22 protein-coding genes are annotated in these 26,050 nt (G+C 69.5%); 15 read left to right on the forward strand and 7 right to left on the reverse strand.

Translation table 11 applies throughout. The features are described from left to right. Nucleotides 1-143 precede the first annotated feature (143 nt). Nucleotides 144-530 carry a WhiB family transcriptional regulator gene (locus AB0M08_RS08720; protein WP_364490600.1) on the reverse strand — a complete coding sequence of 129 codons (387 nt, stop codon included), beginning with the start codon at nucleotides 528-530 and terminating at the stop codon, nucleotides 144-146. 234 nt (nucleotides 531-764) lie between these two features. Between AB0M08_RS08720 and AB0M08_RS08725 the strand changes: the two genes are divergently transcribed. Further along, complete coding sequence (locus AB0M08_RS08725) at nucleotides 765-1,598, forward strand: helix-turn-helix transcriptional regulator (RefSeq protein WP_364490602.1); 834 nt, start codon at nucleotides 765-767, stop codon at nucleotides 1,596-1,598. Between the two features lie 206 nt (nucleotides 1,599-1,804). Here AB0M08_RS08725 and AB0M08_RS08730 read toward each other — a convergent pair whose 3' ends face one another. Beyond that, complete coding sequence (locus AB0M08_RS08730) at nucleotides 1,805-2,203, reverse strand: DUF5319 domain-containing protein (RefSeq protein ID WP_364490604.1); 399 nt, start codon at nucleotides 2,201-2,203, stop codon at nucleotides 1,805-1,807. Between the two features lie 119 nt (nucleotides 2,204-2,322). Between AB0M08_RS08730 and guaB the strand changes: the two genes are divergently transcribed. Both guaB and AB0M08_RS08740 read left to right on the forward strand, forming a co-directional pair. Next, nucleotides 2,323-3,810 (forward strand): IMP dehydrogenase, encoded by a 1,488-nt coding sequence (gene guaB, locus AB0M08_RS08735; RefSeq protein ID WP_364490606.1) that lies wholly within the window; start codon nucleotides 2,323-2,325, stop codon nucleotides 3,808-3,810. A gap of 18 nt (nucleotides 3,811-3,828) precedes the next feature. Next, nucleotides 3,829-4,947 carry a GuaB3 family IMP dehydrogenase-related protein gene (locus tag AB0M08_RS08740; protein WP_364490608.1) on the forward strand — a complete coding sequence of 373 codons (1,119 nt, stop codon included), beginning with the start codon at nucleotides 3,829-3,831 and terminating at the stop codon, nucleotides 4,945-4,947. 165 nt (nucleotides 4,948-5,112) lie between these two features. Here AB0M08_RS08740 and AB0M08_RS08745 read toward each other — a convergent pair whose 3' ends face one another. Together AB0M08_RS08745 and AB0M08_RS08750 are read right to left on the reverse strand one after the other, a co-directional pair. Next, nucleotides 5,113-6,534, reverse strand: a complete 1,422-nt coding sequence (locus tag AB0M08_RS08745) for a M1 family metallopeptidase (RefSeq protein WP_364490610.1) — start codon at nucleotides 6,532-6,534, stop codon at nucleotides 5,113-5,115. Between the two features lie 338 nt (nucleotides 6,535-6,872). Beyond that, nucleotides 6,873-7,970: an LCP family protein gene (locus tag AB0M08_RS08750; protein ID WP_364490612.1), complete on the reverse strand. Its 1,098-nt coding sequence runs from the start codon at nucleotides 7,968-7,970 to the stop codon at nucleotides 6,873-6,875. Between the two features lie 130 nt (nucleotides 7,971-8,100). Here AB0M08_RS08750 and AB0M08_RS08755 point away from each other — a divergent pair, with 130 nt between their 5' ends. From AB0M08_RS08755 to AB0M08_RS08775, 5 genes are all read left to right on the forward strand, one after another. Continuing rightward, on the forward strand, nucleotides 8,101-9,909 hold the full coding sequence (locus AB0M08_RS08755) for a S8 family serine peptidase (protein WP_364490614.1): 1,809 nt from the start codon (nucleotides 8,101-8,103) through the stop codon (nucleotides 9,907-9,909). A 67-nt stretch (nucleotides 9,910-9,976) separates the two neighbouring features. Then, a complete protein-coding gene (guaA, locus tag AB0M08_RS08760; RefSeq protein WP_364490616.1) occupies nucleotides 9,977-11,524 on the forward strand; it encodes a glutamine-hydrolyzing GMP synthase in 1,548 nt (515 codons plus the stop codon). Nucleotides 11,525-11,655: 131 nt separating this feature from the next. Then, on the forward strand, nucleotides 11,656-12,603 hold the full coding sequence (locus AB0M08_RS08765; protein WP_364490618.1) for an NUDIX domain-containing protein: 948 nt from the start codon (nucleotides 11,656-11,658) through the stop codon (nucleotides 12,601-12,603). Between the two features lie 32 nt (nucleotides 12,604-12,635). After that, entirely contained in the window at nucleotides 12,636-13,520 is an 885-nt protein-coding gene (locus tag AB0M08_RS08770; protein WP_364490620.1) for an NUDIX domain-containing protein, read from the forward strand. Between the two features lie 218 nt (nucleotides 13,521-13,738). Next, a complete protein-coding gene (locus AB0M08_RS08775; protein WP_364490622.1) occupies nucleotides 13,739-14,638 on the forward strand; it encodes a CDP-alcohol phosphatidyltransferase family protein in 900 nt (299 codons plus the stop codon). 310 nt (nucleotides 14,639-14,948) lie between these two features. On the opposite strand, the gene AB0M08_RS08780 is transcribed toward AB0M08_RS08775, so the two are convergent. Genes AB0M08_RS08780 through AB0M08_RS08790 form a run of 3 tightly spaced genes read right to left on the reverse strand, consistent with a single transcriptional unit; the run spans nucleotide 14,949 to nucleotide 17,976 of the window. Further along, the gene (locus AB0M08_RS08780; RefSeq protein ID WP_364490624.1) at nucleotides 14,949-16,193 is read right to left on the reverse strand and encodes a phosphatidylserine decarboxylase; all 1,245 of its coding nucleotides are present in this window, start codon (nucleotides 16,191-16,193) and stop codon (nucleotides 14,949-14,951) included. Further along, a complete protein-coding gene (locus AB0M08_RS08785; protein WP_364490626.1) occupies nucleotides 16,190-16,552 on the reverse strand; it encodes a phage holin family protein in 363 nt (120 codons plus the stop codon). Before AB0M08_RS08785 ends, AB0M08_RS08780 begins: the two co-directional genes overlap by 4 nt. After that, complete coding sequence (locus AB0M08_RS08790) at nucleotides 16,549-17,976, reverse strand: PspC domain-containing protein (RefSeq protein WP_364490628.1); 1,428 nt, start codon at nucleotides 17,974-17,976, stop codon at nucleotides 16,549-16,551. Before AB0M08_RS08790 ends, AB0M08_RS08785 begins: the two co-directional genes overlap by 4 nt. A 122-nt stretch (nucleotides 17,977-18,098) precedes the next feature. Here AB0M08_RS08790 and AB0M08_RS08795 point away from each other — a divergent pair, with 122 nt between their 5' ends. The 7 genes from AB0M08_RS08795 to AB0M08_RS08825 all read left to right on the forward strand — a co-directional run bounded on the left by AB0M08_RS08795 (nucleotide 18,099) and on the right by AB0M08_RS08825 (nucleotide 25,917). Then, on the forward strand, nucleotides 18,099-19,361 hold the full coding sequence (locus AB0M08_RS08795; RefSeq protein ID WP_364490630.1) for a PspC domain-containing protein: 1,263 nt from the start codon (nucleotides 18,099-18,101) through the stop codon (nucleotides 19,359-19,361). Next, nucleotides 19,358-20,005, forward strand: coding sequence for a response regulator transcription factor (locus AB0M08_RS08800; RefSeq protein ID WP_364490632.1), 648 nt, complete (start codon nucleotides 19,358-19,360; stop codon nucleotides 20,003-20,005). The genes AB0M08_RS08795 and AB0M08_RS08800 overlap by 4 nt, the downstream gene beginning before the upstream one ends. Before the next feature lie 249 nt (nucleotides 20,006-20,254). Next, on the forward strand, nucleotides 20,255-21,892 hold the full coding sequence (locus AB0M08_RS08805) for an ABC transporter substrate-binding protein (protein ID WP_364490634.1): 1,638 nt from the start codon (nucleotides 20,255-20,257) through the stop codon (nucleotides 21,890-21,892). A 128-nt stretch (nucleotides 21,893-22,020) separates the two neighbouring features. Further along, nucleotides 22,021-22,947, forward strand: coding sequence for an ABC transporter permease (locus AB0M08_RS08810; RefSeq protein ID WP_364490636.1), 927 nt, complete (start codon nucleotides 22,021-22,023; stop codon nucleotides 22,945-22,947). After that, nucleotides 22,940-23,875, forward strand: coding sequence for an ABC transporter permease (locus tag AB0M08_RS08815; protein ID WP_364490638.1), 936 nt, complete (start codon nucleotides 22,940-22,942; stop codon nucleotides 23,873-23,875). The genes AB0M08_RS08810 and AB0M08_RS08815 overlap by 8 nt, the downstream gene beginning before the upstream one ends. Nucleotides 23,876-23,879: 4 nt before the next feature. Then, nucleotides 23,880-24,917 (forward strand): ABC transporter ATP-binding protein, encoded by a 1,038-nt coding sequence (locus AB0M08_RS08820; protein WP_364490640.1) that lies wholly within the window; start codon nucleotides 23,880-23,882, stop codon nucleotides 24,915-24,917. After that, complete coding sequence (locus AB0M08_RS08825; protein WP_364490642.1) at nucleotides 24,910-25,917, forward strand: dipeptide ABC transporter ATP-binding protein; 1,008 nt, start codon at nucleotides 24,910-24,912, stop codon at nucleotides 25,915-25,917. Before AB0M08_RS08820 ends, AB0M08_RS08825 begins: the two co-directional genes overlap by 8 nt. Nucleotides 25,918-26,050: the final 133 nt, after the last annotated feature.

Genomic DNA, 26,050 nt, shown 5'->3' on the forward strand with positions numbered 1-26,050 from the left:
CGGTCCGACTCGAAAACGCAAGTCGCTCATACGGTGGGTTGCATGTCCACCGATGCGGTTGAAGAACCGCTGAACCACTCGACACGGTCTTCCGGGGAGGACCGTGTCGCGAGCCGCGTGGTTATGCCGCGTGCCGGGCGCCGTCAGGCCGCCGGTGCCTGCCGCTGTGCGGGCACCGCGGACTTGTGGGGCAGGCCGAGGCGAGCCTCGAGCCGGACAAGGTCGACCCGTCCGTGACGATCGGCCAGATCCTCCCAGCCGACCGCGAGCAGCCGCAGCCGCTCCGATTCGCTGAACCCTCCCCACACCCCGTACGGCTCGCGCACCGCGAGGGCGTGGGCGGCGCATTCGGCCCGGACCGGGCACGCGCCGCACATGGTCTTGGCCTTGGCCTCGCGGCGGTTGCGGGACGACCCGCGCTCGCCGTCCGGGTGGAAGAACTGTGCGCTGTCCCGGCCACGGCAGAGTCCCAGCCTCTGCCAGTCCCAGAGATCAGCGATAGGCCCGGGCAGTCTGCGAACGTTCGACATATCAAAACCCTCCTCACCGCGCGGCACCGCGGAGCGTTCGTCATGGGGGGCCTGACACAGGCCTTGCGCGCATGTACCCCGGCACACGCCGGCTCACACGCCCCATGTCGATGTGTTCCCGGGTCGTGTGGCAAAGAGGCGGCAAGTCATACCTTTCTTTCCCGTTTTTTCCATCTAAAGCGCGTAATGCTGCGGCCCTCGCGTGATCTCCTCTGAGAGAGAAGGAGGATCACTGTGCGTACCGTCCTCGTGTGCGTCCGAACCCCGCTGGCGGCCCAGACCGTCGCGTCCACCGCGGCCCGGCTCGGCATGACCGGTGTCGTCCGGACCGCCGTCAGCGAGACCGAGGCCATGATCCGACTGGCGGAACGCCCCGCCGAAGTGGTCCTGGCCGACACCGCCGTGACCCGTCCGGACAGCGTCGGGTTCACCCGGCGGGTCCTGGCCCGCGCGCCCCAGGCGCAGGTGGTGCTCTTCGGTGCGGAGGACCCCCGGGTCGCCGCCGCCGCGGTCGCCGCCGGAGCCCGTGGTGTGATCCGCGGCGTCGAGCACGACCTGGTCAGCGTCGTTGCGAAGGCTCTGCTCCTACTGCTGTTGCCGGTACGCCCGCAGGGCATGCCGATCAACGGCGCCAACGCGCAGCCGGCCGGAGTGGCCGGTGGCGTCCGGAACAGCAACGCTCCCGGGACCCGTGGCCAGTACGGCATGGGCATGGGCCACCCGAACGCGGCCGCGGTCCCGGCCATGCTGCCCAACTCGCCGATGGTGCCGGCTCAGCGCGGCGACGCGCCGATCGACCCGGCGACCGGCCGGCCCATGGTGGCCTGGCCGGGCAATGAGGGCGTGCCCGACGCGGCTCCGGCCGGGCGCCGGTTGACGCTCACCGAGCGTGAGCTCCAGGTGCTGCGCGGGATGGCCGACGGCAAGAGCAACGCGGAGATCGGCCGTGAGCTCTTCGTCTCCGAGGACACCGTCAAGACGCACGCCCGGCGCCTCTTCCGCAAGCTCGGCGCCCGCGACCGCGCCCACGCGGTCGCCGCCGGCTTCCGCGCCGGCCTGGTCGCTTAATCAGGGTTGCGGGGGCGGGTCACTCACCTGCCCCCGCTTTTGCGGTACGCCAACGTGTGGTGAACAAGTCCAGCCCCGCCACCCGCAAAACGCCGCCGGTGAGGAGGCAAGTGATTTGTCGACGCCCGCGGGGTTTGCGGGTGGCGGGAAATCGCCTGCCTCCTCACCGGTTACAAGGCGTTTTGCCGCGGAGCGAAGCGCAGCAATCAGGCATCGTCGTCGGTGCCCTCGGTCAAGGTGTCGTGGACGCCGTCGGCGTAGCCGCGCGCGTATTCCCACGTGACGTAGTGATCGGGGTCCGGGTCGTAGGCGGGCTCGTGGACCCGTGGGCGGCCGCTGCTCAACAGGTGGCGCAGGTTGCCCCGGAGCAGGTCCCAGTCGAAGTAGTGCGGCTCGTGGCAGTCCTCGCACTCGATGACCAGCCCGCGGATGCCGGTCGGACTCAACAGGGCCTGGTAGATCTCCAGGTCGGAGAGGTCCTCCAGGACGTCCTGTCGCTCGTCCTCGGTCAGCGGTTCGCTCTCGGCGTCCTCATTGAGGTCGTCGAGTTCCGCGGCCGGGTCGGCGGGGTCGCCGTTGAACGGGTCGATGGGCTCTTCTTGCACCCCCATACCGTACTCACCTCCGGCCCAGGTGTGCTGGCCCGCACGTTCTGTCCGCCGCCCGGGTGCCCCGCTCTTGGTGGGTACGATGATGTACTCCGCCTCTTCTCTAGGGATGATTTGTGGAAACTGACAGCGCTCGCACTGTTCCTCTCGGTCTGACCTTCGACGACGTGCTGTTGCAGCCCGGTGAATCGGACGTCGTGCCCAGCCGGGTCAACACGGTCACCCGGTTGACGCGCAACGTCGAGCTCTCCATTCCGCTGCTCTCCGCGGGCATGGACACCGTGACCGAGGCACGGATGGCGATCGCCATGGCCCGCCAGGGTGGCATCGGCGTGCTGCACCGCAATCTCTCGGTGGAGGACCAGGCGGCCCAGGTCGACCTGGTGAAGCGCTCCGAGTCCGGCATGATCACCAACCCGATCACCTGCAGCCCGGACGACACCCTCGCGCAGGTCGACGCGCTCTGTGGGCGGTACCGGATCTCCGGCGCCCCGGTGGTCGACGCCCAGGGCTTACTCGTGGGCATCGTCACCAACCGCGACATGCGCTTCGAGAGCGACCACAACGCCAAGGTCCGCGACGTGATGACCAAGGCGCCGCTGATCACCGCGCGGGTCGGGGTGAGCAAGGACGAGGCGCTCACGCTGCTCGCCAAGCACAAGGTGGAGAAGCTGCCGCTGGTCGACGAGGCCGGCCACCTGCGCGGGCTGATCACCGTGAAGGATTTCACCAAGTCCGAGCAGTACCCGAACGCCGCGAAGGACCCGCAGGGCCGGCTCCGGGTGGCCGCCGCGGTCGGCGTCGGTGACGACTCCTACAAGCGGGCGCGGGCGCTCGTCGACGCCGGGGTGGACGTGGTCATCGTCGACACCGCGCACGGTCACCAGCGCGCCGTGCTGGAGATGGTCGCGCGGCTGAAGAAGGACGTCGCGATCGACATCGTGGGCGGCAACGTGGCGACCTACGCGGGCGCCAAGGCCCTGGTCGAGGCGGGTGCCGACGCGGTGAAGGTGGGCGTCGGTCCCGGCGCGATCTGCACCACCCGGATCGTCGCGGGCGTGGGCGTGCCGCAGATAACGGCGATCATGGAGGCCTCCCGGGCCTGCACCCCGGCCGGCGTGCCGGTGATCGCTGACGGCGGTGTTCAATACAGTGGCGACATCGCGAAGGCGATCGTGGCCGGCGCCAGCGCGGTGATGCTGGGCAGCCTGCTCGCAGGCTCCGAGGAGAGCCCCGGCGAGGATCTCAACGTGAACGGCAAACAGTACAAGTCGTACCGCGGAATGGGTTCTCTCGGGGCGATGCAGTCCCGTGGACAGGCCAAGTCCTACTCCAAGGACCGCTATTTCCAGCAGGATGTGAACGAGGACAAGCTGGTTCCCGAGGGGGTCGAGGGCATGGTGCCCTATCGTGGTCCCCTGTCCAGGGTGGCGCACCAGCTCATCGGCGGGCTGCGCGCGGCCATGGGCTACGTGGGTGCGGAGACCATTCCGGACCTGCAGGAGCGTGGACAGCTCATCCGGATCACCGCGGCGGGTCTCAAGGAGTCCCACCCGCACGACATCCAGATGACCGTCGAGGCTCCGAACTACCACTCCCGCTAAATGAGGATCTGAAACACCATGCGTGACGTAGTGGAGATCGGCCTCGGTAAGACCGCCCAGCGTGGTTACCACCTGGACGACATCGCGATCGTGCCGAGCCGTCGGACCCGGGACGTCGACGACGTCTCGACCGAGTGGAAGCTCGACGCCTACCCGTTCAAGATCCCCTGCGTCGCGCACCCGTCCGACGCGACCCAGAGCCCGGAATCGGTGATCGCCCTGGGCCGCCTCGGCGGCCTGGGCGTGCTGAACGCCGAGGGCCTCTGGACCCGCTACGAGGACCCCAGCAAGATCCTCGAAGAGCTCTCCGGGCTGGACGAGGAGGCGGACGCCACCAAGCGGCTGCAGGAGGTGTACGCCGAGCCGATCAAGCCGGAGCTGATCGCCGACCGGGTCCGGCAGATCCGCGACGGCGGCGTCACCGTGGCCGTCCGGGTGTCGCCGCAGCACACCCTGGCGCTCGCCCCGGTCATCCTGGACGCCGGCGTCGACCTGCTGGTCATCCAGGGCACCCTGGTCTCGGCGGAGCACGTGTCCACCACGGACGAGCCGCTGAACCTCAAGGAGTTCATCGCCGACCTGGACCTGCCGGTCATCGTCGGCGGCTGCACCGACTACAAGACCGCCCTGCACCTGATGCGGACCGGCGCGGCCGGCGTCATCGTCGGTGTCGGCGCGGACGAGTGGTCCACGACGGACACCGTCCTCGGCATCCGGGTGCCGATGGCCACCGCGATCGCCGACGCCGCGGCGGCCCGCCGTGACTACCTCGACGAGACCGGCGGGCGGTACGTCCACCTGATCGCCGACGGCGGGATCGCCACCTCCGGCGACATCGCCAAGGCGATCGGCTGCGGCGCGGACGCGGTCATGCTCGGCGAGCCGCTGTCACTGGCCGAGGGTGCCCCGGCCGGCGGCGCGTGGTGGCACTCGGCGGCGAGCCACCCGGCCCTGCCGCGCGGCGGCTTCTGCATCGCCGGCGAGCCGGACGGATCGCTGGAGCAGCTGCTCTACGGCCCGGCGAACCGCCCGGACGGCCAGCTGAACCTCTTCGGCGGCCTGCGGCGCGCGATGGCCAAGTGCGGCTACCGCGACGTCAAGGAGTTCCAGAAGGTCGCCCTGGTCCTCGATCACTGAGCTAGCTTGGCTTCGCTTCGCTCCGCGCACAAAACGCCTGGTAACCGGTGAGGAGGCAGGCGATTTCCCGCCGCCCGCAAACCCCGCGGCGTCGAGAAATCGGCTGCCTCCTCACCGGCGGCGTTTCGTGAGAAGCATGGGACTGCGGGGCCGCTGGGCTGGGGGTCATGGCTTTGCGGGGCGGGTGGGGTCGTACAGCCAAGCTTTGAAGAAGGTGGTGAGGTCTTTGCCGGAGACCCGTTCGGCGGTCGTGATGAACTCGCCGGTGCCGGCGTTGCCGTCCCGGTGGGTGCTGGTCCACTGCTTGAGCAGCCGGAAGAACGCGTCGTCGCCGATCGTGCGGCGCAGCGCGTGGACGGTCATCGCGCCCCGGTCGTAGACGGCCTCGCCGAACAGGCGCGCGGCACCCGGGTCGCCCGGCGTCTGCTGCCAGTCGAAGGCGGAGTACGACCTGTCGAACGCGGCCTGGGCCGTCTCGTCGCCCTCGTGCTCGGCCCAGAGCCACTCCGCGTACGTGGCGAAGCCCTCGTTCAGCCAGATGTCCTGCCAGCGCTCCAGTGCCACGCTGTCGCCGAACCACTGGTGCGCGATCTCGTGGGCGACCACACCGAGGTCCGTCCCGCCGGCGAAGAACGTGGCGCCGTAGACCGGACGGGACTGGGTCTCCAGGGCGTACCCGATCCGGTCGTCGTTGACCAGCACCCCGCCGTTCGCGTCGAACGGGTACGGCCCGAAGAGCGTGGCCAGGTAGTCGGTGACCTCGCCGGTCTCGTTCAGCGAGAGCACCGCCGGATCGTCGGCGGGCGTCGACTCGGGCACCGCGATGATCATGGGCTTGCCGTCGTGGGTGGTCGTGGCGATCCGGTACTGCCCGATCACCACGGTGGAGAGGTAACTCGCCATCGGGGCGGACTCGGCCCAGTGCCAGGTGGTCCAGCCATCGGCGGTCGTCCGCTCGCCGGGCACCCCGTTGCTGATCACCTCGAGCCCCGCGGGCACCGTCATCGCCAGCGCGAAGGTGGCCTTGTCCGAGGGGTGGTCGTTGACCGGGAACCAGGTGCTCGCCGCCTCAGGCTGACCGAGAGCGATGCCGCCGTCCGTGGTCTTGATCCAGCCGCCGTTGCCGAGCGACTTGTTCTCCAGTTCGCCGGGGGTGCCGCCGTACGTGACCACGACGGTGAACCTCCGGCCGTCGGTGATGCCGGTCGCGGGCGTGATCACGAGCTCGTTGCCGCTGGTGGCGATGGTCGCGGCGGTGCCGTCCACAGTGACCGTACCGGCGATGAGGTGCGCGAGGTCGAAGTCGAAGCGGGAGAGGTCCTGGGTGGCGGTGGCGGTGATCGTCGCGGTGCCGTTCAGCTTGCCGGTCGCGGGGTCGTACCGCAGGTCGAGGTCGTAGCCGGCGACGTCGTAGCCACCGTTGCCGTAGGTGGGGAAGTAGGGGTCGCCCGCGCCGCCTGCGCCGGGGCGGAACACGGGAGTGCTCGGTGCCGCTGACCGCTCCGGTTCAGGCCCGTCCGATGTGCACGCCCCGACCGTGGTGATCAGTAATACCGCCCCAACCGCCCGGATTCTCCGTCCTCGCATTCCCCGAGATTACGGACTCCCCGCCGCACCGTCCGTTTTGTCCCCCCACCACCCGGGTCGAAGTCCACCCGCTGTGTGACGTTGCGGCTCTCCTCACACCCGAACTCCCCGCACCGTGTCCGTGCCGAGCTGGCGATCCGGGCTGTCTCGGGATGGTGGGCTGGTGGTCCGGGGTGTCTCGGGCGGTCCGACAGGCCCGTGAACGCCGGCTAAGCCGGGAGAGCTGGCGGTCACGGGTCTCTCGAGGCCGCCGAGACACCCGTGACCGCCAGCCGAGAAGATCGCCCGCGGTCGATCATGAAATGTTGATCAATCCCGATGGGGCGGTCCGGGGAGGGCTACTTGTTGATCAGTTTGGGGTGGGCCTTCAGGTAGGCGGGGATCTTGTTCTTGGCGACGGCGGTGAGGAAGCCGCGGGCCTCGGAGTTGAGCTGCTCGCCGAGGTAGTTGCTGCCGCTGCCGACGCCGCCGCCCTCCAGCTCGACCATGGTGATCTTCGCGGAGGTGAGGTTGCGGAGGGCGTACGCGTAAGCAGCGGGTTGCTCGCCGCCGATGTAGACCAGCGTCTTGCCGAGCGCGTCGATGACCGACTGCAGCTTGGCCGGCTCGGTCAGGCCCTGGGCGAGCGCCTTGGTCAGGATGGCCTCGACGAGCTGGCGCTGATGACGCTGCCGGTCGTAGTCGCCGTTCGGCAGGCCGTAGCGCTGCCGGGCGTAGTCGATCGCCTGCCAGCCGACGAAGTGGTGCTTGCCGACGGTGTAGACGGCCTGCGCTCCGACGTAGTCGCCGCCGACCAGCTTGCGCATCTCGCCGTTGGGCTTGCGGTGCTTCGACGTGACCTTATGGTCGACCGTGATGTCGACGCCGCCGAGCTGATCGACCAGCTTCGACAGGCCGCCGAAGTTGAGGATGGCCCCGGCGGCGATGGTCTTGACGCCGGTGTAGTTGCTGATCGTCTTGGCCAGCAACTCGTAGCCGTTGGCGACGTTCGTGGTCGACGTGCCGGGTACGCGTGACCCGTACGCCATAGCCTCGGTGATCTTGTGTTTTCCGCCGGAGAAGCCCGCCTTGGCGAAGGCCGGGATCTGCACGCGGAGATCGCGGGGGAGCGAGTAGAGGTACGCCGAGTCGAGACCGGACTCGACGTGCAGCAGCATGATCGCGTCGGAGTGCGGCTGCCAGTCCGGGATGCTCACCCGGGTGTCGACGCCGAGCAGCAGCAGGTCGACCGGCCCCTCGAGGTCGGCGCCGGGCGAGGGCGCCGGTGACGCCGACGCGGACGGCGCGGCGAGAGAGGCCTGCGGAGCCGCCACCGGTGCCGAGGGGGAGGGGGACGGCGAGGAGCCCCGGCTGTAGGCGATCGCGATGCCCACCCCCGCGAGCAGGGCGACGACGACTCCAGCGACGACCGCCCATGTGATCTTGCTGCTCCGCATAGCCCGAACAGTAAATGAGCGGACGGCATCCCGGTAGATGAAAGGAGGATTGCAGGATTGAAGATCACCAGTACTCTGGCCGGGCGATTCGCCGGTCCGCGGCGGGTCGCCCACGGGGAGGCAACAGCTGATGAACCCAAGAATCCGGCGGCTGACCACTGGTCTCGTCGTCGCTGCCGTGGCGGCGGGACTGGGTGGCGCGGCCACCGGTAGCGCCGACGCGGCGGACTCGCTGCCGGTACGGCTGATCGTCGGGCTCAAGCCCGGTTTCGAGGCCACCACCCGGTTGTCCAGCCTGTCCCGGCTGGGCCTGTCCGGTGCCGAGGCACAGGGACAGGCGAGGCACGGTCTTCTCGCCGAACTCGGCGCGAAGTCCCTGAAGGTCCCGGCGAGCCGCGTGCAGACCACGCTCGCCGCGCTCCGGCAGGACCCGAGCGTCTCGTACGCGGCGGTGGACCTGCAGCGCAAGGCGACCGCGGTCTCGGTCGACGACCCGCTCTACACCGCCGGATACCAGCCGGAGCTCAGCCAGATCAAGGTGCCCACCGCCTGGGAGACCACGACCGGTTCCACGGTCAAGGTCGCCGTGGTGGACACCGGCGTCTCGGCGGTCGGTGACCTGGCGGGCAAGGTGCTGCAGGGCTACGACTTCTTCAACGGCGACAACGACCCCACCGACGACGCCGAGTTCCCGCACGGCACCGTGGTGTCGTCGCTGATCGCCGGCACCGGTGACAACGGGGCGGGCATCGCCGGCGTCTGCTGGCAGTGCCAGATCCTCCCGGTGAAGGTGCTCGACGACGAGGGCTCCGGGTACGACTCGGACATCGCCGACGGCATCGTCTACGCGGTGAAGAACGGCGCGCAGATCGTCAACCTGTCGCTGGGCGGCGCGGGCTCCAGCACGCTGCTGAAGAACGCGGTGGCGTACGCGAACGCGCGGGGTGCCCTGGTCGTCGCGTCGGCGGGCAACGAGGGCACCACCGAGAAGATGTACCCGGCCGCGTACACCGACGTGCTGTCGGTGGCCGCGACCACCACCGCGACCACCGGCCGGGCGAGCTGGTCGACCTACGGCGACTGGGTCGACGTGGCGGCGCCGGGCATCACGGCCGGCATGTGGAACACCGGGGAGTACTGCTACAACGACATCACCACGGCCCCGGCGAACTGTGTCGGCACCTACCAGGGTGTCCAGTACTACAAGGTGCAGGGCACGTCGTTCTCCGCTCCGCTGGTCTCCGGTGTGGCGGCGCTGATCAAGTCGGCTCACCCGTCCTACTCCGGGTGGAGCATCCAGAACGCGATCAAGACGACCGCCACCGACAACAGCTGGACCGACAAGGGCCTGGTGAACGCGGCCAGCGCGATCACGTACGGCGCGGACACCACGGCGCCGACGTACAAGAGCTGGACCCCGGCGAACAACGCGAAGGTGCACGGCACCGTCGCGGTGACCCCGTCCGGGCTGGCCGACAACTGGTCCGGGATCCGGGCGGTCGACCTGTACGTCAACGACAAGTGGAACAGCTGGGACTACACGTCCCCGTTCGCGCCCACCTTCAACACCTCGGGCAAGAACGGATCGTACAAGATCAAGCTGAAGATCACCGACAAGGCCGGCAACATCACGTGGACCGGCACGCGGACGATCGTCGCCGACAACATCACGCCGACCGTGTCGATCACCAAGGCTCCGAAGAACAAGGCCAAGGTGAAGGGCACCGTCAAGGTCTACGTCAAGGCCAGTGACAAGTCGGGCATCAGCAAGGTGCAGCTGATCGTGAACGGCAAGGTGGTGGCGACCGACGCCACCTCGGGCTACAAGCTCACCTTCAAGGTCGCGAAACAGAAGAAGACCATGAAGGTCCGGGTCCGGGCGTACGACAAGGCGGGCAACGTCAAGTACACGACGACCCGTACGTACTACCGCGCCTGATCGCACGGCGTGGCGAAGGGTCGGCCCTTGTCGGGTCGGCCCTTCGTCGTATCAGTAAACTCAACGGGTGAGTACCCCGCGTCCCGTCCTCGTCGTCGACTTCGGCGCCCAGTACGCCCAGTTGATCGCCCGCCGGGTCCGTGAGGCCCGCGTCTACTCCGAGATCGTCCCGCACTCGATGCCGGTGGCCGAGATGCTGGCCAAGGATCCCGCCGCGATCATCCTGTCCGGCGGTCCGTCCAGCGTCTACGAGCCCGGCGCGCCCTCGCTCGACGCCACGCTCTTCGACAGCGAGGTGCCGGTCTTCGGCATCTGCTACGGCTTCCAGGCGATGGCCCAGGCGCTCGGCGGCACCGTCGCGCACACCGGTTCCCGGGAGTACGGTCGCACCCTGCTGGCCGCTCAGGGCGGCACGCTGCTTCGCGACCTCCCCGCCGACCTGCCGGTCTGGATGAGCCACGGTGACAGCGTCGCGGTCGCGCCGCAGGGCTTCGCGGTCACCGCCTCGACGCCGGGCGCCCCGGTCGCCGCGTTCGAGGACCTCACCGCCAGGCGGGCCGGTGTGCAGTTCCACCCCGAGGTGGCGCACACCGAGCAGGGCCAGGAGATGCTCAAGCGCTTCCTGTACGACATCGCGGGTCTCGAGCCCACCTGGACGCCCGGCAACATCATCGAGGACCAGGTCGCCGCGATCCGCGAGCAGGTCGGCGACAAGCAGGTGCTCTGCGCGCTCTCCGGCGGCGTCGACTCGGCGGTCGCCGCGGCCCTGGTGCAGAAGGCCATCGGCGACCAGCTGACCTGCGTCTTCGTCGACCACGGCCTGCTGCGGTCGGGCGAGGCCGAGCAGGTGGAGAAGGAGTACGTCGCCTCCACCGGCGTCCGGCTCGTGGTGGTCGACGCCGAGGAGCAGTTCCTCGGGCACCTGGCCGGCGTCACCGACCCGGAGCAGAAGCGCAAGATCATCGGGCGCGAGTTCATCCGTACGTTCGAGTCGGCCGCCCGCGAGCTGGACTCCGAGCGGCACATCGAGTTCCTGGTCCAGGGCACGCTCTACCCGGACGTGGTGGAGTCCGGCGGCGGCACCGGCACCGCGAACATCAAGTCGCACCACAACGTCGGCGGCCTCCCCGACGACCTCCAGTTCTCGCTGATCGAGCCGCTGCGCACGCTCTTCAAGGACGAGGTCCGGGCGATCGGCAAGGAGCTGGGCCTGCCCGACGTGATCGTGCAGCGGCACCCGTTCCCGGGCCCGGGTCTGGCGATCCGGATCATCGGCGCGGTGGACCGGGAGCGGCTGGACATCCTGCGCCAGGCCGACCTGATCGCCCGCGAGGAGCTGACCCGCGCCGGGCTGGACCGCGACGTCTGGCAGTTCCCGGTGGTGCTCCTCGCCGACGTGCGCAGTGTCGGCGTGCAGGGCGACGGCCGGACGTACGGCCACCCCGTCGTGCTCCGCCCGGTCTCCTCCGAGGACGCGATGACCGCCGACTGGTCGCGCCTGCCGTACGACGTGATCGCCACCATCTCGAACCGCATCACCAACGAGGTTCGTGAGATCAACAGGGTGGTTCTGGACGTCACGAGCAAGCCCCCGGGCACCATCGAGTGGGAGTGACGCTGGGTAGTGGATCAATCGCTCAGGGCGGGTAAACCCGCCCTGAACTGCGATTACTCAGTGCGATTCAACTGTCAGGAACCCGACAGACGGAACGGCCAGGTAACAAAATCCGGGCAGAATGCCGTCCCGTGACCCCCGCACTGGAACCGCTCCGCAGGATCGCCGCCTACGCCGTCGCCTTCGACGACGAGGGCCGGGTTCTCCTGGTCCGGGCCTCGGCCAAGTCCGGCACCCCCGGCATCTGGTCGCTGCCCGGCGGCGCCGTCGACCACGGCGAAGACCCCAACCACACCGTCGTCCGCGAGACCGCGGCGGAGACCGGGCTCTCCGTCGCCGTCACCGGGCTGCGCGACGTCCTCGCCGACATGCGCGCACTGCCGCATCGAGGCGTCACGATCCACACCGACCGCCTGCTCTACTCGGTGTCGATACGTGGCGGCAACCTGGTGGACCGGGTCGGTCACAACACCGACCTGGCCCGATGGCACACCCTCGCCGAGGCGGAGCAGCTCAAACTGCGGCCGTTCGCGGCGGAGGCCCTCGGGTTGAGCACCGCCTCCGCCGACCTGCGCCCCGACGTGCCGCCGACCTTCCCCTCCTTCTACGCGTACGAGGGACCGGACGGGCTGCACCGGGCGCAGCGCTTCGCGGCGTACGCGATCGCCACCGACCCGTACGAAAACCTTCTTTTGACGCGAATCGCGCCGGGCTACCCGGGCGAGGGCTGCTGGCACCTGCCCGGCGGCGGCACCGACTACGGCGAACAGCCCGGCACGGCGCTCATCCGTGAGCTGGTCGAGGAGACCGGCCAGGCGGGGCGGCTGATCGAGCTGCTCGGCGTGGCCAGTCACCGGGACGCGGCCTCGCTCGGCCCGGAGGGCTACCCGATCGACTGGCACGGCGTCCGCGCGTTCTACCGGGTCGTCGTCGACGACCCGACCGAGGTGATCATCCACGACGTCGGGGGCTCCACCTCCGAGGCGAAGTGGATGCCGCTCAAGCAGGTCGCCGAGCTCGCCGCCGACCAGCTGACCGAGGTGACCGCCGACGCCCTCCGGGCCGCGAAACTGATCTGACTCGGTCGACAGGGGCTACTACCCTTGACCGGATGAAGATCAGGAGAGTGGCGGCGTACGGCGTGTGCCGGGCGGCCGACGGGCGGATCCTGCTCACCCGCGGCTCGGAGGCCGCCGCTTTCCCCGGTGTCTGGTCGCTGCCCGGCGGTGGCGTGGACCACGGCGAGCACCCGGACGACACGGTCGTCCGGGAGTTCGCCGAGGAGACCGGGCTGGTGGTGCGGATCACCGGCCTGCGCGCGGTGATCTCCGACGTGACGCCGCTGCCCGAGGCCGACATCCTCGAGCACACCGACCGGATCGTCTACGACGTCGAGGTGACCGGCGGTGAGCTGCGCGCGGAGACCGACGGCACCAGCGACGCGGTGGAGTGGGCGGCGCACGCGGACCTGCCCCTCCTGCCGTTCACCGCCCGGATCCTCGGCGTGCGCTTCGACGAGGCGGGGATCACGATCGGCGCCGACGAGCCGGTGCGCAGCAGCGAACGGGTGCAGCGGTTCGGGGCGTACGGGCTGGTCACCGACCCGGAGGGCCGCGTCCTGCTGGCCCGGATCTCCGAGGGCTACCCCGGCGGCGGCCACTGGCACCTGCCCGGCGGCGGCACCGACTTCGGCGAGACGCCCGAGGAGGGGCTGGCCCGTGAGGTCTACGAGGAGACCTCGCAGCGCGGCCGGATCGACGGGCTGCTCTTCGTGGGGCACCACTACAACCCGGCGGCCGTCGGACCCGAGGGTCGTCCGCTGGAATGGCACGTGCTCCGGGCGATCTATCGGGTACGCGTGGACGACCCGGTCGAGGCCGCGGTGACCGAGGCGGCCGGCGGCTCCACCGACCTGGCCTCGTGGTTCACCCCGTCACAGGCTGCCGGGCTACTGCTCACCGAGCTGGCGCGGGAGGCACTCGGCCGGACGGGCTAAAATCGTGGGCGAGCAGAGAAGGATGCCGCCCGCTAGGATCATTCGCCCTCTCGCCAAGGCCGTCCGGCTGTGCGATGGTGTAACCCGCAATTTCGCCGGGCTCGTGCGGTGCCGGTGACCACCGAACTCCATGGAGGAAGCACGTGCCGAGTACCCCTTGGCGCCGGCGTCGAACGACGGATAGTCCCCGTCCCGCCGGACGCCGCTGGGCTGGCCGTTTGCGCCGCGGCGGGACTCTCGCCCGGCAGGCATTGCTGGTTCGCGTGGGGCGCCGTGCCGCCGAGACGAGCCGGGCCGCGACCGCGACCCGCGCCGAGGTGCTCTACACCGGCCCCGAGCCGGGCATGAACAGTCTGACCGCGCCGGTCTCCGGGATCCCGCTGGAGGCCACCGTCACCGCTCCGATCGACGACGAGCCGACCGCGGCGACCATCCCGCTGCTGCCCGGTGACCCGACCATGGCTCGCCGGTTCCGCTTCGCGCTGGTCAACGGCTGCACCCTGAGCAGCCTCGGCCTCGGCCTGCTCGCGATCTTCCTGGCCATGGACGGCGAGACCCGGATCGCGGCCGCCTGCCTGGTCGCCTGCGTCGCCTTCGATGGCCTGGACGGCGCGCTGGCCCGCAAGCTCGGTGTCGCCAGCCCGTTCGGCGCGCAGATGGACTCGCTCGCCGACATGTGCTCTTTCGGTCTCGCGGCTCCGGTCGTGGTCTACGCGTCGCTGGCCGACTCGGTGCCCCAGTCGGCCGCCGCGATCGCCTGTGCCCTGGTCGCCGGTTGCGCCGCCATCCGCCTGGCCCGCTTCAACGTCTCGCCGAAGGACGGCCGTTTCTTCTCCGGCGTCCCCACCACGATGGCCGCCGCGGTGCTGGCCCTGGCCGTGCTGATCGGCCTGCCGCTGCCGGGCATGGCGCTGCTGGCCGGTGTCGCGCTGCTCGCTTTCGCGATGGTCTCCAGCTTCCCGTACGCGAAGCTCGCCCGGATCGTGAAGCTCCCCCCGTGGCTCTGGCTCCTGCCGATCGTCGGCGCCCTGCTGCAGCCCCGCATGACCTTCGTGCTGATCGTCGCCACCTACCTGGTCAGCGGCCCGATCCTCTGGATGCGCACCAGGCGCGTCTGACCTTCACACCCCGTTTTCCCGGGCCGTCCTTCTTTTTCTTGAAGGGCGGCCTTTCCACGTACGCCCCAGCCCGCCCCCGCCGCGCAGTGGATCAGTGGAAGAGCGCGGTAGAGGGGGTGGTCGGGCCGCTCGCAGGGGCTGAGGGTGCCTTCCACGAATGATCGAGATCGGCCAGCGGGGGAGACAGAGAACGGCCGGCCCCGGCGGAGGGGAGTCCGCCGGGGCCGGCCGGGAGAACGGTGCGGATCAGGTCCGGCGGGCGATCGCCGAAGCGGGGATCAGGTCCGGCGGGCGATCGCCGGAGCCGGGGTCAGAGCCAGCGGGCGATCACCGAGGTGCCGCCGACGACCCGCTCGCCGACCGTGACGAGCGGCTCGGCCTTGTCGGCCGGGAGGTAGACGTCGGTGCGGGAGCCGAAGCGGATCAGGCCGTAGCGCTCGCCGCGGGCCAGCAGGGTGCCGACCGGTGCCCGCTGGACGATGCGGCGGGCGATCAGGCCGGTGCGCTGGGCGACCGCCACCGTGCCGTGGTCGGTGTCGAGGACCGTGTATGCCGCGACGTTGTGCTCGGCGGCGGCGGTGGCGGCGTTCGCGTAGCCGCCCTCCTCGACGAAGTAGTCGGCGACCCGGCCGGCGACCGGGGTGCGGTTGACGTGGACGTCGAAGACCGAGAGGAAGACCGCGATGCGGAGGAACTCGCCGGGGCCGAAGCGCTCGTCGTGCATCCGCTCGACCGAGAGGACCTTGCCGTCCGCCGCCGAGACCACCGCGGCCGGGTCGGACGGGATGTCGCGCTCCGGGTCGCGGAAGAACGCGGCGACCGGGCCGGCGAGGAGCGCCGGGACCAGCCAGAGCTTCGACTGCGGCCGGGCGCGGCGGGCCAGGGCGGCCAGGCCGAGCGCGATGCCGGCGGCGGCGACGCCGTTCGAGTCGATGTGCATCGTCCGGGTCAGCGGAACGCTGGACGGCCGGTAGGCCGGGGCGAGCGACGCCGCGGTGGCCGGGTCGGCCGGGGTGAAGCGGAGCTTGTACACCCGGAGCGGCGGCTGGTTGCGGACCACCAGGTCGGAGCCGACGCCGAAGAGCGCGCTCTGCCGGAACAGCTCGGCGGCGGCGCCCGCCGTGCGGCCCGGACCGGCCGGGGCGGCGACGGTGAGGACCGCGCCGTCGGTGAGGTACTTGCCGAGGCCGTCGATCAGGAGGCGGGTCTCCTCGGCGGTGCCGGTGAGCGGCTCCGCGACGATCACCACGTCGGCGGGCTGGGCCTCCTCCAGGGAGCCGGCGATCCGGACCCGGTCGGCGACCCAGCTGCCCAGGCCGCCGATGTGGCCCTGGAGCAGCTCGGGACTGCTGTTGACGCCGGCGACCAGGGTGAGCGTGTCGCCCGGCAGCAGGGCCTCCACGGCCGCGGCCACCACCGCCGACGCGTGGTCGGCACCGATCATGAGGGCGGAGGTGGCCGTGTTCTGCCGGGCGAACTCGGCGATCAGGGTGCGTGCGGCCCGGGCTCCGACGGCCGGAACGGGCGTGGCGGACACGGCGGGAAACTGGGTCATTCCGCGAGCATATTGCGCGGCTTCTGACCTTCGGCCCCTGGGTGTTCCGCCTCGAAGCGCTGAGCCGGGTCGTCGAGGAGCTCCTGGACGATCGAAGCGTGCATTTCGGGCGGAACGTCCCCTTCGATCCGGGTCTCCGCCTGGACCGGCGGGGTCGGCTCGGCCGGCTGGTCGCGGCGGCCGGAGCGGATCGCCCCGAGCAGGCCGACCACCCCGAAGAGGATCAGGCCGGCCGCCACCGTCCAGCCCAGCGCGGGCAGTTGGAGGGTGACCACCCGGGAGAGCGCCCACCAGCCGGCGATCAGCAGGAAGAGCAGTCCGAAGGTCAGGGAGACGCCGTCCATCCGGTGCGGCTTCATCGGGTCACCTCCACGTTTCCGGTGTCCAGTTTCAGGTCGAGCCGGAGGCTGCCGCCGCCGGCACCGTCCGAGCCGAGGTCGGTGACCTCGTGGCTGCGCTGGTCACGAGTGCTGTTGTACTCCTCGCCGAAGAGCTCGGCACGGCCGCCGCCGACCTCGACCGCGGCGGTGGTGTCCACCTCCGGCGGGAGGACGACCCGGAGCTGCCCGACCTTCATGTCGACCGCGACGGTCTGGTCGGCCTTGCCGAAGTCGACGTCGCTGAGGTCCAGCGTGACGTTGCCGAGGGTGAAGTCGTACCGGTCGGCGATCTCGGCGAGACTCGCCGGGCGGTAGACGTTGTTCTCGAACTCGTTGCCGAAGCGCTCGGTGCCGGTCGAGATCAGCAGGCCCATGGTGGTGAGCAGGGCCAGGAAGATCAGCCCGCGGGCCCGTCCGAACCAGGTGCCGACGATCAGGCCGAGCGCGATGGTGATCAGGGCGGCCGCGAAGTACGCCGAGACCGAGACGCTCAGGCCGGACATGTCGGCCAGCACCATCACGCCCATCACGACCAGCAGCGCGAAGAAGGTGAGCCGGCCGAGGACCGAGCGCTCCTTCGGCGGCTTGGGCGGTTTCGGGGCGGGGGGCGCAGGCGGCGGCGGGGGCGTCGGCCCGGCGAACGGCCCGTACGGGGCGAACGGCGCCCGGTACGCGGGGTCCGGCGGCGGCGGGGCGTATCCCGGCGGCGGCGTGTACGCCGGCGGCGGGGTGAACTTCACCGTGGGCTCCTCCTCCGGCGAGGGTGCGGAGGACGGTGCGGAGGAGGGGGGCGAGGCGGGCGGCGGATAGTCCGTCGGCGGAGCCTTGAACGCGCCCGAGTGCACCCCGCCCCGCTTGATCAGCAGGAACGCGCCGACGATCACCGCGGCCGCGAGCATGCTGGCCCGTGCCCCGCTGCTCACGATGAACGCGAAGGTCAGCAGCGCCGCACCGCCGAGCAGGACGACGGAGAGCGGTTGCATCCCCGACTGCCCCTTGCCGAGCAGCGACTCCAGCGGGGAGGCGGCGTCCCCCTCGGACGGGATGATCAGCCAGCCGATGAGGTAGAGCAGCACACCCGCGCCGCCCAGGATGCCGAGTACGGCGAGGAGCACCCGCCACAGCACCGGGTCGGTGTTGGTGGCCCGGGCCAGCGCGCCGCAGACACCGGCGATGTACCGGGGGTGGCGGGGGCGGACCAGTTGCTGCCGGGTGAACGCCGCGTGCGCCGCGCTGACCCAGGGCGGGATGTTGGAACTGTTCGGTCCGGCACCGGGGCCGGCGCCGGGGCCCGGCGGGGTGCCGGGCGGGACGCCGGGCCCCGGGGCGGTGCCGGGCTCGGGAGCGGTGGTCGGCGCCGGCCCGCCCTGTGGGCCGGTGCCCGAGGCAGCTTCGTCGTTCATGCTTCGATCCTGCGGCCGGGAGCGGCGCAGGCGCCTCAGGAACCGACCCTGAGGACACCCTGAGATCCGGGGTCGGGAGGTTCCCCGTGGCCCGAGACCGCCGTACGTGTGACGATCGGTGGGTGACTACCGCAGCCGCCCCCGCACCGCCTCGCCGGTTGGTCCGCCCCCGCGACCACCGGATCGTGGCCGGGGTCGCCACCGGACTCGCCCGGCACCTGGGCGTGCCGGTCATCGCGGTGCGCATCAGCCTGGTGGTCCTGCTCGGCTTCAACGCGCTCGGCCTGCTGCTCTACGCGGCGTACTGGGCGGTGCTGCCGCAGGAGGCCCGGCAGGACGAGAAGCCCACCGAGCGGGACTGGGCCTCGCTGGTGCCGTTCACCGCGATCGGGCTGGGCGTGATCCTGCTGCAGGCGCTGGTCTTCGGTGACCAGGTGGCCACCACGGTGGGCTGGATGGCCGCGGTGATCGCGGTCGGCGCCGGGGTGATCTGGCACCAGTCCGACCCGACCCGCCGCGAGCTCTGGACCGACCGGGCGGCGCCGACCCCCTGGCTCGCCGCGATCGTGGCCGAGACCGACCGGCGCTCGTTCGTCTTCCGCTTCGTCGGGGGCGGGATCCTGGTCGCCGTCGGCATCATCGGCGTGGTCGCGGTGTACGCCCCGGCCGACTCCCTCTCCGCCGTACTCAATGGGATGATCTTCGCTCTCGTGGGTCTTCTCGGTGTGGGTGTGGTGGTGGCGCCGCTGGTCTGGCGGACCTTCGGGCAGCTGCGCGCCGAGCGGGAGGGCCGGATCCGGGAGCAGGAGCGCGCCGAGGTGGCCGCCATGATCCACGACCAGGTGCTGCACACGCTCGCGCTGATCCAGCGCAACTCCGCGGACATCAAGGAGGTCCAGCGGCTCGCCCGTGGCCAGGAGCGCAGCCTGCGCAACTGGCTCTACAAGCCGACCGCCTCGCCGACCGAGCGCTTCGCGGCCGCGCTGGAGCAGGCCGCGGCCGAGGTCGAGGACACGTACGCGATCACGGTGGAGACCGTCGTGGTCGGTGACACCCCGTGCGACGATCGGGTCGCCGCCCTGGTCGCCGCCGCGCGCGAGGCCCTGGTGAACGCGGCCCGGCACGCCGGAGTGCAGACCGTCTCGCTCTACGCCGAGGTCGAGGAGGACGAGCTGAGCGTCTTCGTCCGGGACCGCGGTGCCGGGTTCGATCTCAGCGGCGTGGCGGAGACACGGCACGGTGTCCGTGGTTCGATCATCGGGCGCATGCAGCGCCACAACGGGCGCGCCGAGATCCGCAGCGCGCCCGGCGACGGTACAGAGGTGCGCCTCACCCTTCCCGTGTCGCGGGAGAGCGTGGGCGCCGGTAAGGAGTCAGCACGATGACCGACGAGCCCCTGACCGTGTTCCTGGTCGACGACCACGCGATGTTCCGTGCGGGTGTCCGCGCCGAGCTGGGCGCGCACGTCGACGTGGTGGGCGAGGCGAGCACGGTGGCCGAGGCGATCAGCCGGATCGCCGCCGTACAACCGGACGTGGTGCTGCTCGACGTGCACATGCCGGACGGCGGCGGCCGCGCGGTGCTCGAGTCGATCCGCCGATCGCACCCGCAGGTCCGGTTCCTGGCACTCTCCGTGTCCGACGCGGCGGAGGACGTGATCGGGCTCATCCGGGCCGGCGCCCGGGGCTACGTGACCAAGACCATCTCCCCGGACGAGCTGGCGGCGGCGGTGCGCCGGGTGGCCGACGGCGACGCGGTGTTCAGCCCGAGACTGGCCGGGTTCGTGCTGGACGCGTTCGCCTCCCGTCCGGACGTACCGGTGGCGGATCCCGAGCTGGACCAGCTCACCAACCGGGAGCGCGAGGTGTTGCGGCTGCTCGCGCGGGGGTACGCGTACAAGGAGATCGCCAAGGAGCTGTTCATCTCGATCAAGACGGTCGAGACGCACGTGTCCAATGTGCTCCGAAAGCTCCAGATGAGTAACCGTTACGAATTGTCACGATGGGCGGCTGACCGCCGGCTCGTCTGAGGGGTGACCTCCACCGTCTGTCACCAAAGTTTCCACCAATGGCTGCGGACCGTGTACGTTCGGGTACGAGCTGGAGTACGCGCAGGTCAACACGGTCTAATCGGCCGAAAGGATGATCTTCGGAAGTGCGTACGGACGTAAACGGCTAATATCACCTTGATAACGGCGCTCTTGGGATTCGGTACCTCTGTGTCACAGTGGCAGCTACTCACACAACCCCTCGTGAGCGCCCCTGAAGGAGGCACTCCCATGCCTGGGAAAAGCCCATGGAAGATGGCGGTCGGTGCGACCGCCATCGCCTTGTTGGCCGCCGGTTGCGGTGGCGGCGGGTCCGATGACTCGTCGTCCACTTCCAATACTGTAGTGATCGGTATCGGCGAGCCGCAGCACCTCATTCCGACCAACACCACCGAGTCCAACGGTGCCGAGGTGCTGGACGCGCTGTTCTACCCGCTGGTCAACTTCGACTCGGACAACAACCCGGTCACGGTTGCCGCGGAGTCGATTACCTCGGCCAAGAACAACACCGTGTGGACCGTCAAGCTGAAGTCCGGCTTCACGTTCAGCAACGGTGAAGCGGTCACCTCGGACAACTACATCAACGCCTGGAACTACGGCGCCTACGGCCCGAACGGTCAGGGTGCGTCGTACTTCTTCGAGAAGATCAAGGGTTACGCGGACATGCAGTCCGTGGACCCGGACGGCGAAGAGGGCGCCCAGAAGGCACCCGAGCCGAAGGCGAAGACGCTGTCCGGCCTGGCCAAGGTGGACGACACCACCTTCACGGTCACCCTCTCCGCGCCGTTCGCGGGCTGGGAATCCGTCATGGGCTACACCGCCTTCCTCCCGCTGCCGAAGGCCGCCTGGGCGTCGGACGGCGTCATCGCCGACGGCTTCGAGGACGCCATCATCGGCAACGGCCCCTTCAAGCTGAAGGGAAAGTGGGAGCACGACTCTCAGCTGGTCGTGGAGAAGGTCGCCGACTTCAAGGGCACCGTTCCCAAGGTCGACGGGATCACGTACAAGATCTACCAGGACCAGCAGGCCGAGTACGCCGACCTGGTCGCCGGTAACGTCGACGTGCAGACCCAGATCCCGATCGAGAGCCTGGCCCAGGCCTCGGCCGACCTCGGTGACCGGTTCAAGAAGAGCGCGAACTCCGTCTTCCAGTTCGTCGGCTTCCCGACGTTCCAGAAGGAGTTCCAGGACGTCCGCGTCCGCAAGGCGATCTCGATGGCGATCAACCGCCAGGAGATCACCGACCAGATCTTCCTCGGTTCCCAGACCCCGGCGACGTCCTTCGTCTCCCCGGTGGTCGCGGGCTACCGCCCGGACACCTGTGGCGCCAACTGCGTGTACAACCCGACCGAGGCCAAGGCGCTCTACACCGCCGCCAAGGGCCCGTCGGAGATCAAGATCACGTACAACGTCGACGGTAACCACAAGGCGTGGGTCGACGCGACCTGCAACCAGATCAAGGCTTCGCTCGGTGTGAACTGCACCGGCGTCGGCGAGCCCAAGTTCGCCGACCTGCTGGCCAAGGTCGAGAAGAAGGAGAACGTCGGTCTGATCCGCCTCGGCTGGGTCATGGACTACCCGCTGATGGAGAACTACCTCGGCCCGCTGTACAGCACCGACGGTTCCTCCAACTACTACGGGTACAGCAACTCGACCTTCGACAACCTGGTCAAGGAGGGCTCCGCGGCGGCGACGCCGGAGGAGGCCATCAAGAAGTGGCAGGCCGCCGAGGACATCCTGGCGGAGGACATGCCGGTCATCCCGCTGCGTGTCGGCCAGAACGTCTACGGCTACTCGGAGAAGGTCTCGAGCGTGAACGTCGACCTGTTCCAGAAGGTCGACCTCTACAAGATCGAAGTCGTTTCCTGATCTGACCGTACGAACGGTGGTGGCGCCACGGGGAGTGTGAAACCGTGGCGCCACCGCTGTGTTAACCCCCTACCTAACGTCGCCGTGCTCACGAGGCCGGCGCTCTTCCGCGGAAGAGGCACACCCGTATGTTCCGCTATATCGTGCGGCGCCTACTCCAGATGGTCCTGACCTTCTTCGGGGCGACTTTCCTGGTGTTCGCGCTCATGTTCGCCAACCAGAAGGACCCGATCCAGGCCCTCGTCGGCGAACGTCCCGTGACCGAGAGTCAGCGCATCGCGCTGACCGAGAGGTACCACCTGGATGAAGGCTTCTTCATGCAGTACTGGTACTACATGAAGGGCGTGCTCACCGGGGACTTCGGTACCTCGATGACCGGCCGCAAGATCTGGGAGATGATGGCCGACGCCTGGCCGGTCACCCTGCGCCTGTCACTCATCGCGATCGTCATCGCGGCCACCATCGCCGTCACCGTCGGTGTCTACGCGGCGCTCAAGCGCGGCGGCCTCTTCGACAACGCGAGCCTGCTCATCACCCTGGTCCTGCTGGCCATGCCGATCGTCGTGATCGCGCCGCTGTTCCAGCTGATCTTCGGTATCTCGCTGAACTGGTTCCCGCCGACCGCGACCCGCGACGCCACCTTCTGGCAGCTGCTCCTACCTGCTCTGGTGCTGGCCTGCGTCGTCGTCGCCCCCGAGATGCGGGTGACCCGGACCTCGGTCGCGGAGAACCTGCGGTCCGACTACGTCCGGACCGCCCGGGCCAAGGGCCTCACCCGGATGCGCGTCATCTGGGTGCACGTGCTGCGCAACTCGCTGATCCCGGTCGTCACGCTGATCGGCGTCGACCTCGGCCAGCTCTTCGCCGGCGCCATCGTCACCGAACACGTCTTCAACATCCCCGGGGTCGGGTTCAACATCGCCCGAGCGATCAACACCGAGGACGGCCCACTCGTGGTCGGTTTCGTGAGCATCTTGGTGATCCTGTTCCTCTTCATCAACCTGCTCGTCGACCTTCTCTACGCCGCCCTCGACCCCAGGATCCGCTATGAGTGACGTCAACGCAGTGATCGACGCCGAGCCCGCCGGTAGCGGGACGCCGAATCACCGGGCCGGGAAGCCGGACAAGGCACGCAGCCTCACCGCCGACGCCTGGGCGGATCTGCGGAAGAGCAAGATCTTCTGGACCGCCATCGTGCTGGTGCTGATCATCGCGCTGATGGCGGCCTTCCCGTCGCTCTTCACCTCGGCCGACCCGAAGTCGTGCACGCTCTCGAACCAGTACAAGGGTCCGACCGGTGGCGCGATCTTCGGCTACGACTTCCAGGGCTGTGACGTCTACGCCAAGACGATCTACGGTGCCTACAACTCGCTATTCGTCGGGTTCATGTCGACCCTGATCGCCTCGCTGATCGGGTTGATCATGGGTCTCGCCACCGGCTACTTCGGCGGCTGGCTGGACGCCGTGCTCTCCCGGTTCATCGACGTCATGCTCGGCATCCCGTTCCTGCTGGGCGGCATCGTCCTCTCCCGGCGGCTCTCGTCCGACCCGGCGAGCGACGGCGTCTGGGCGGTGATCCTCACGCTCGGCCTGCTGACCTGGACCTCCGGTGCACGGGTGATGCGCTCCGCGGTCATCTCGTCGAAGAACCAGGACTACGTCGCGGCGGGCCGGATGCTCGGCGCCACCCCGGCGCGGCTGATGCTGCGACACATCCTGCCGAACTCGATCGCGTCCTTCATGGTGGTCAACACGCTGCTGCTCGGCGTGAACATCGGCAGCGAGGCGACGCTCTCGTTCCTCGGTGTCGGCCTCAAGGGCGATGCCATCAGCTGGGGCATCATGATCGCCGACGGCACGAAGTTCGCCCGTTCCGAGCCATGGCCGCTGGTCTGGCCGGCGATCTTCCTCGGCGCCACGGTGCTGGCCTTCATCATGCTCGGCGACGCCATCCGCGACGCCTTCGACCCGAAGTTGCGGTGACCCTGTGACTGATGTGAAAGCGCAAATCGATGTCCTACCGGGCCTCGACCCGCGCGCTCCGCTGCTCGAAGTGAGCGACCTGCACGTCGAGTTCCGCACCCAGTACGGCGTCGCCAAGGCCGTGAACGGCGCGAACTTCTGGCTCTCCCCGGGAGAGACGCTCGCCATCCTGGGCGAGTCCGGCTGCGGCAAGTCGGTGACCGCTCAGGCGATCATGGGCATCCTGGACTCCCCACCCGGGTACGTCACCCAGGGCCAGGTCAAGTACCGCGGCGTGGACCTGCTGCAGCTCCGCGAGGAGCAGCGCCGCAAGGTCCGGGCCAACCAGATCGCGATGATCTTCCAGGACGCGCTCTCCGCGCTGAACCCGGTCTACACGGTCGGCTTCCAGCTCGGCGAGCTCTTCCGCAAGCACCGGGGCATGTCCCGCGGTGACTCCAAGAAGCGCGCGATCGAGCTGCTCGACCAGGTGAAGATCCCGGCGGCGAACCAGCGGGTTAACGACTACCCGCACCAGTTCTCCGGTGGTATGCGCCAGCGCGTCATGATCGCCATGGCGCTCGCGCTCGACCCCGAGGTGCTGATCGCCGACGAGCCCACCACGGCTCTCGACGTCACCGTGCAGGCGCAGATCATGGGCCTGCTCGCCGACCTGCAGCGGCAGCGGAACATGGGCCTCATCCTGATCACGCACGACATGGGCGTGGTCGCCGACGTCGCCGACCGGATCTCCGTGATGTACGCGGGCAAGGTCGTCGAGGAGGCTCCGGTCTACGACATCTACGCGCGGCCGGCGCATCCGTACACGCGGGCGCTGCTCGAGTCGATTCCGCGGCTCGACATGAAGGGGCAGCAGCTCAACGTCATCAAGGGTCTGCCGCCGGCGCTGACCGACGTCCCGCAGGGCTGCGCGTTCAACCCGCGGTGTGCGTTCGCCAGGGACGCCTGCCGACAGGATCCGCCGCCCCCGCCGTACCAGGTTTCGGTTCAGCCGCACCGCACGGCCCGGTGCCACTTCTTCCGGGAGGTCATCGGTGAGTGACGTCGTCCTCGAGACCAAGGGACTGGTCAAGCACTTCCCGATCACCCAGGGCATCGTCTTCCAGAGCAAGGTCGGTGCCGTCCGAGCGGTCGACGGTGTCGACATACAGCTGCGCCGGGGCGAGACGCTCGGCGTGGTCGGCGAGTCCGGCTGTGGCAAGTCGACCCTGGCCAAGCTGCTGGTCGGCCTGGAGAAGCCGACCGCCGGCTCGATCATGGTGCGCGGCCAGGACATGGTGAAGCTCCGTGGCTCGGCGCTGCGCAAGGCCCGCCGCAACATCCAGATGGTGCTGCAGGACCCGTACACCTCGCTCAACCCGCGCATGACGGTCGGCGACATCATCGGCGAGCCGTTCGAGATCCACACCGAGGTGGTCCCGAGGGGCGGCCGGCAGCGCGCGGTGCAGGACCTGCTGGACACGGTCGGTCTCAACCCCGACCACATCAACCGGTACCCGCACCAGTTCTCCGGCGGTCAGCGCCAGCGCATCGGCATCGCCCGGGCGCTCGCGCTCAAGCCCGAGATCATCGTCTGCGACGAGCCGGTGTCGGCGCTCGACGTCTCGATCCAGGCCCAGGTGATCAACCTGCTCGAGCGCCTGCAGAACGAGTTCGGGCTGTCGTACATCTTCATCGCGCACGACCTGTCGGTGGTCAGGCACATCTCCGACCGGGTCGCCGTGATGTACCTGGGCAAGGTGATCGAGACCGGTCACGACCAGGCGATCTACGACCAGCCGACGCACCCGTACACCCAGGCGCTGCTCTCCGCCGTGCCGGTTCCGGACCCGCGCCTGCGCGGTCACCGTGACCAGATCGTCCTGGAGGGCGACGTCCCGTCCCCGGCCAACCCGCCGTCGGGTTGCCGCTTCCGCACCCGCTGCTGGAAGGTTCAGGACGTCTGCTCGCAGCAGGAGCCGCTGCTGCAGATCCGCGAGCGTTCCCCGCACCCCAGTGCCTGCCACTTCGCCGAGATCCGCGACGTCGTGCACGGCCACTGACCCACCACGAAGCCGGGCCGGGAGGCTTTCTCCCGGCCCGGCTCGTTTTTTTGAAGACCATGTCGCAGCGGGGTGGGTGGTACAGACCGTCGCTCCCGCCGAGGGTCGGTCGGGGGCCCAGCTTCGCTGGCCC

The sequence above is a fragment of the Actinoplanes sp. NPDC051851 genome (genome assembly GCF_040681165.1).
Classification (GTDB): domain Bacteria; phylum Actinomycetota; class Actinomycetes; order Mycobacteriales; family Micromonosporaceae; genus Actinoplanes.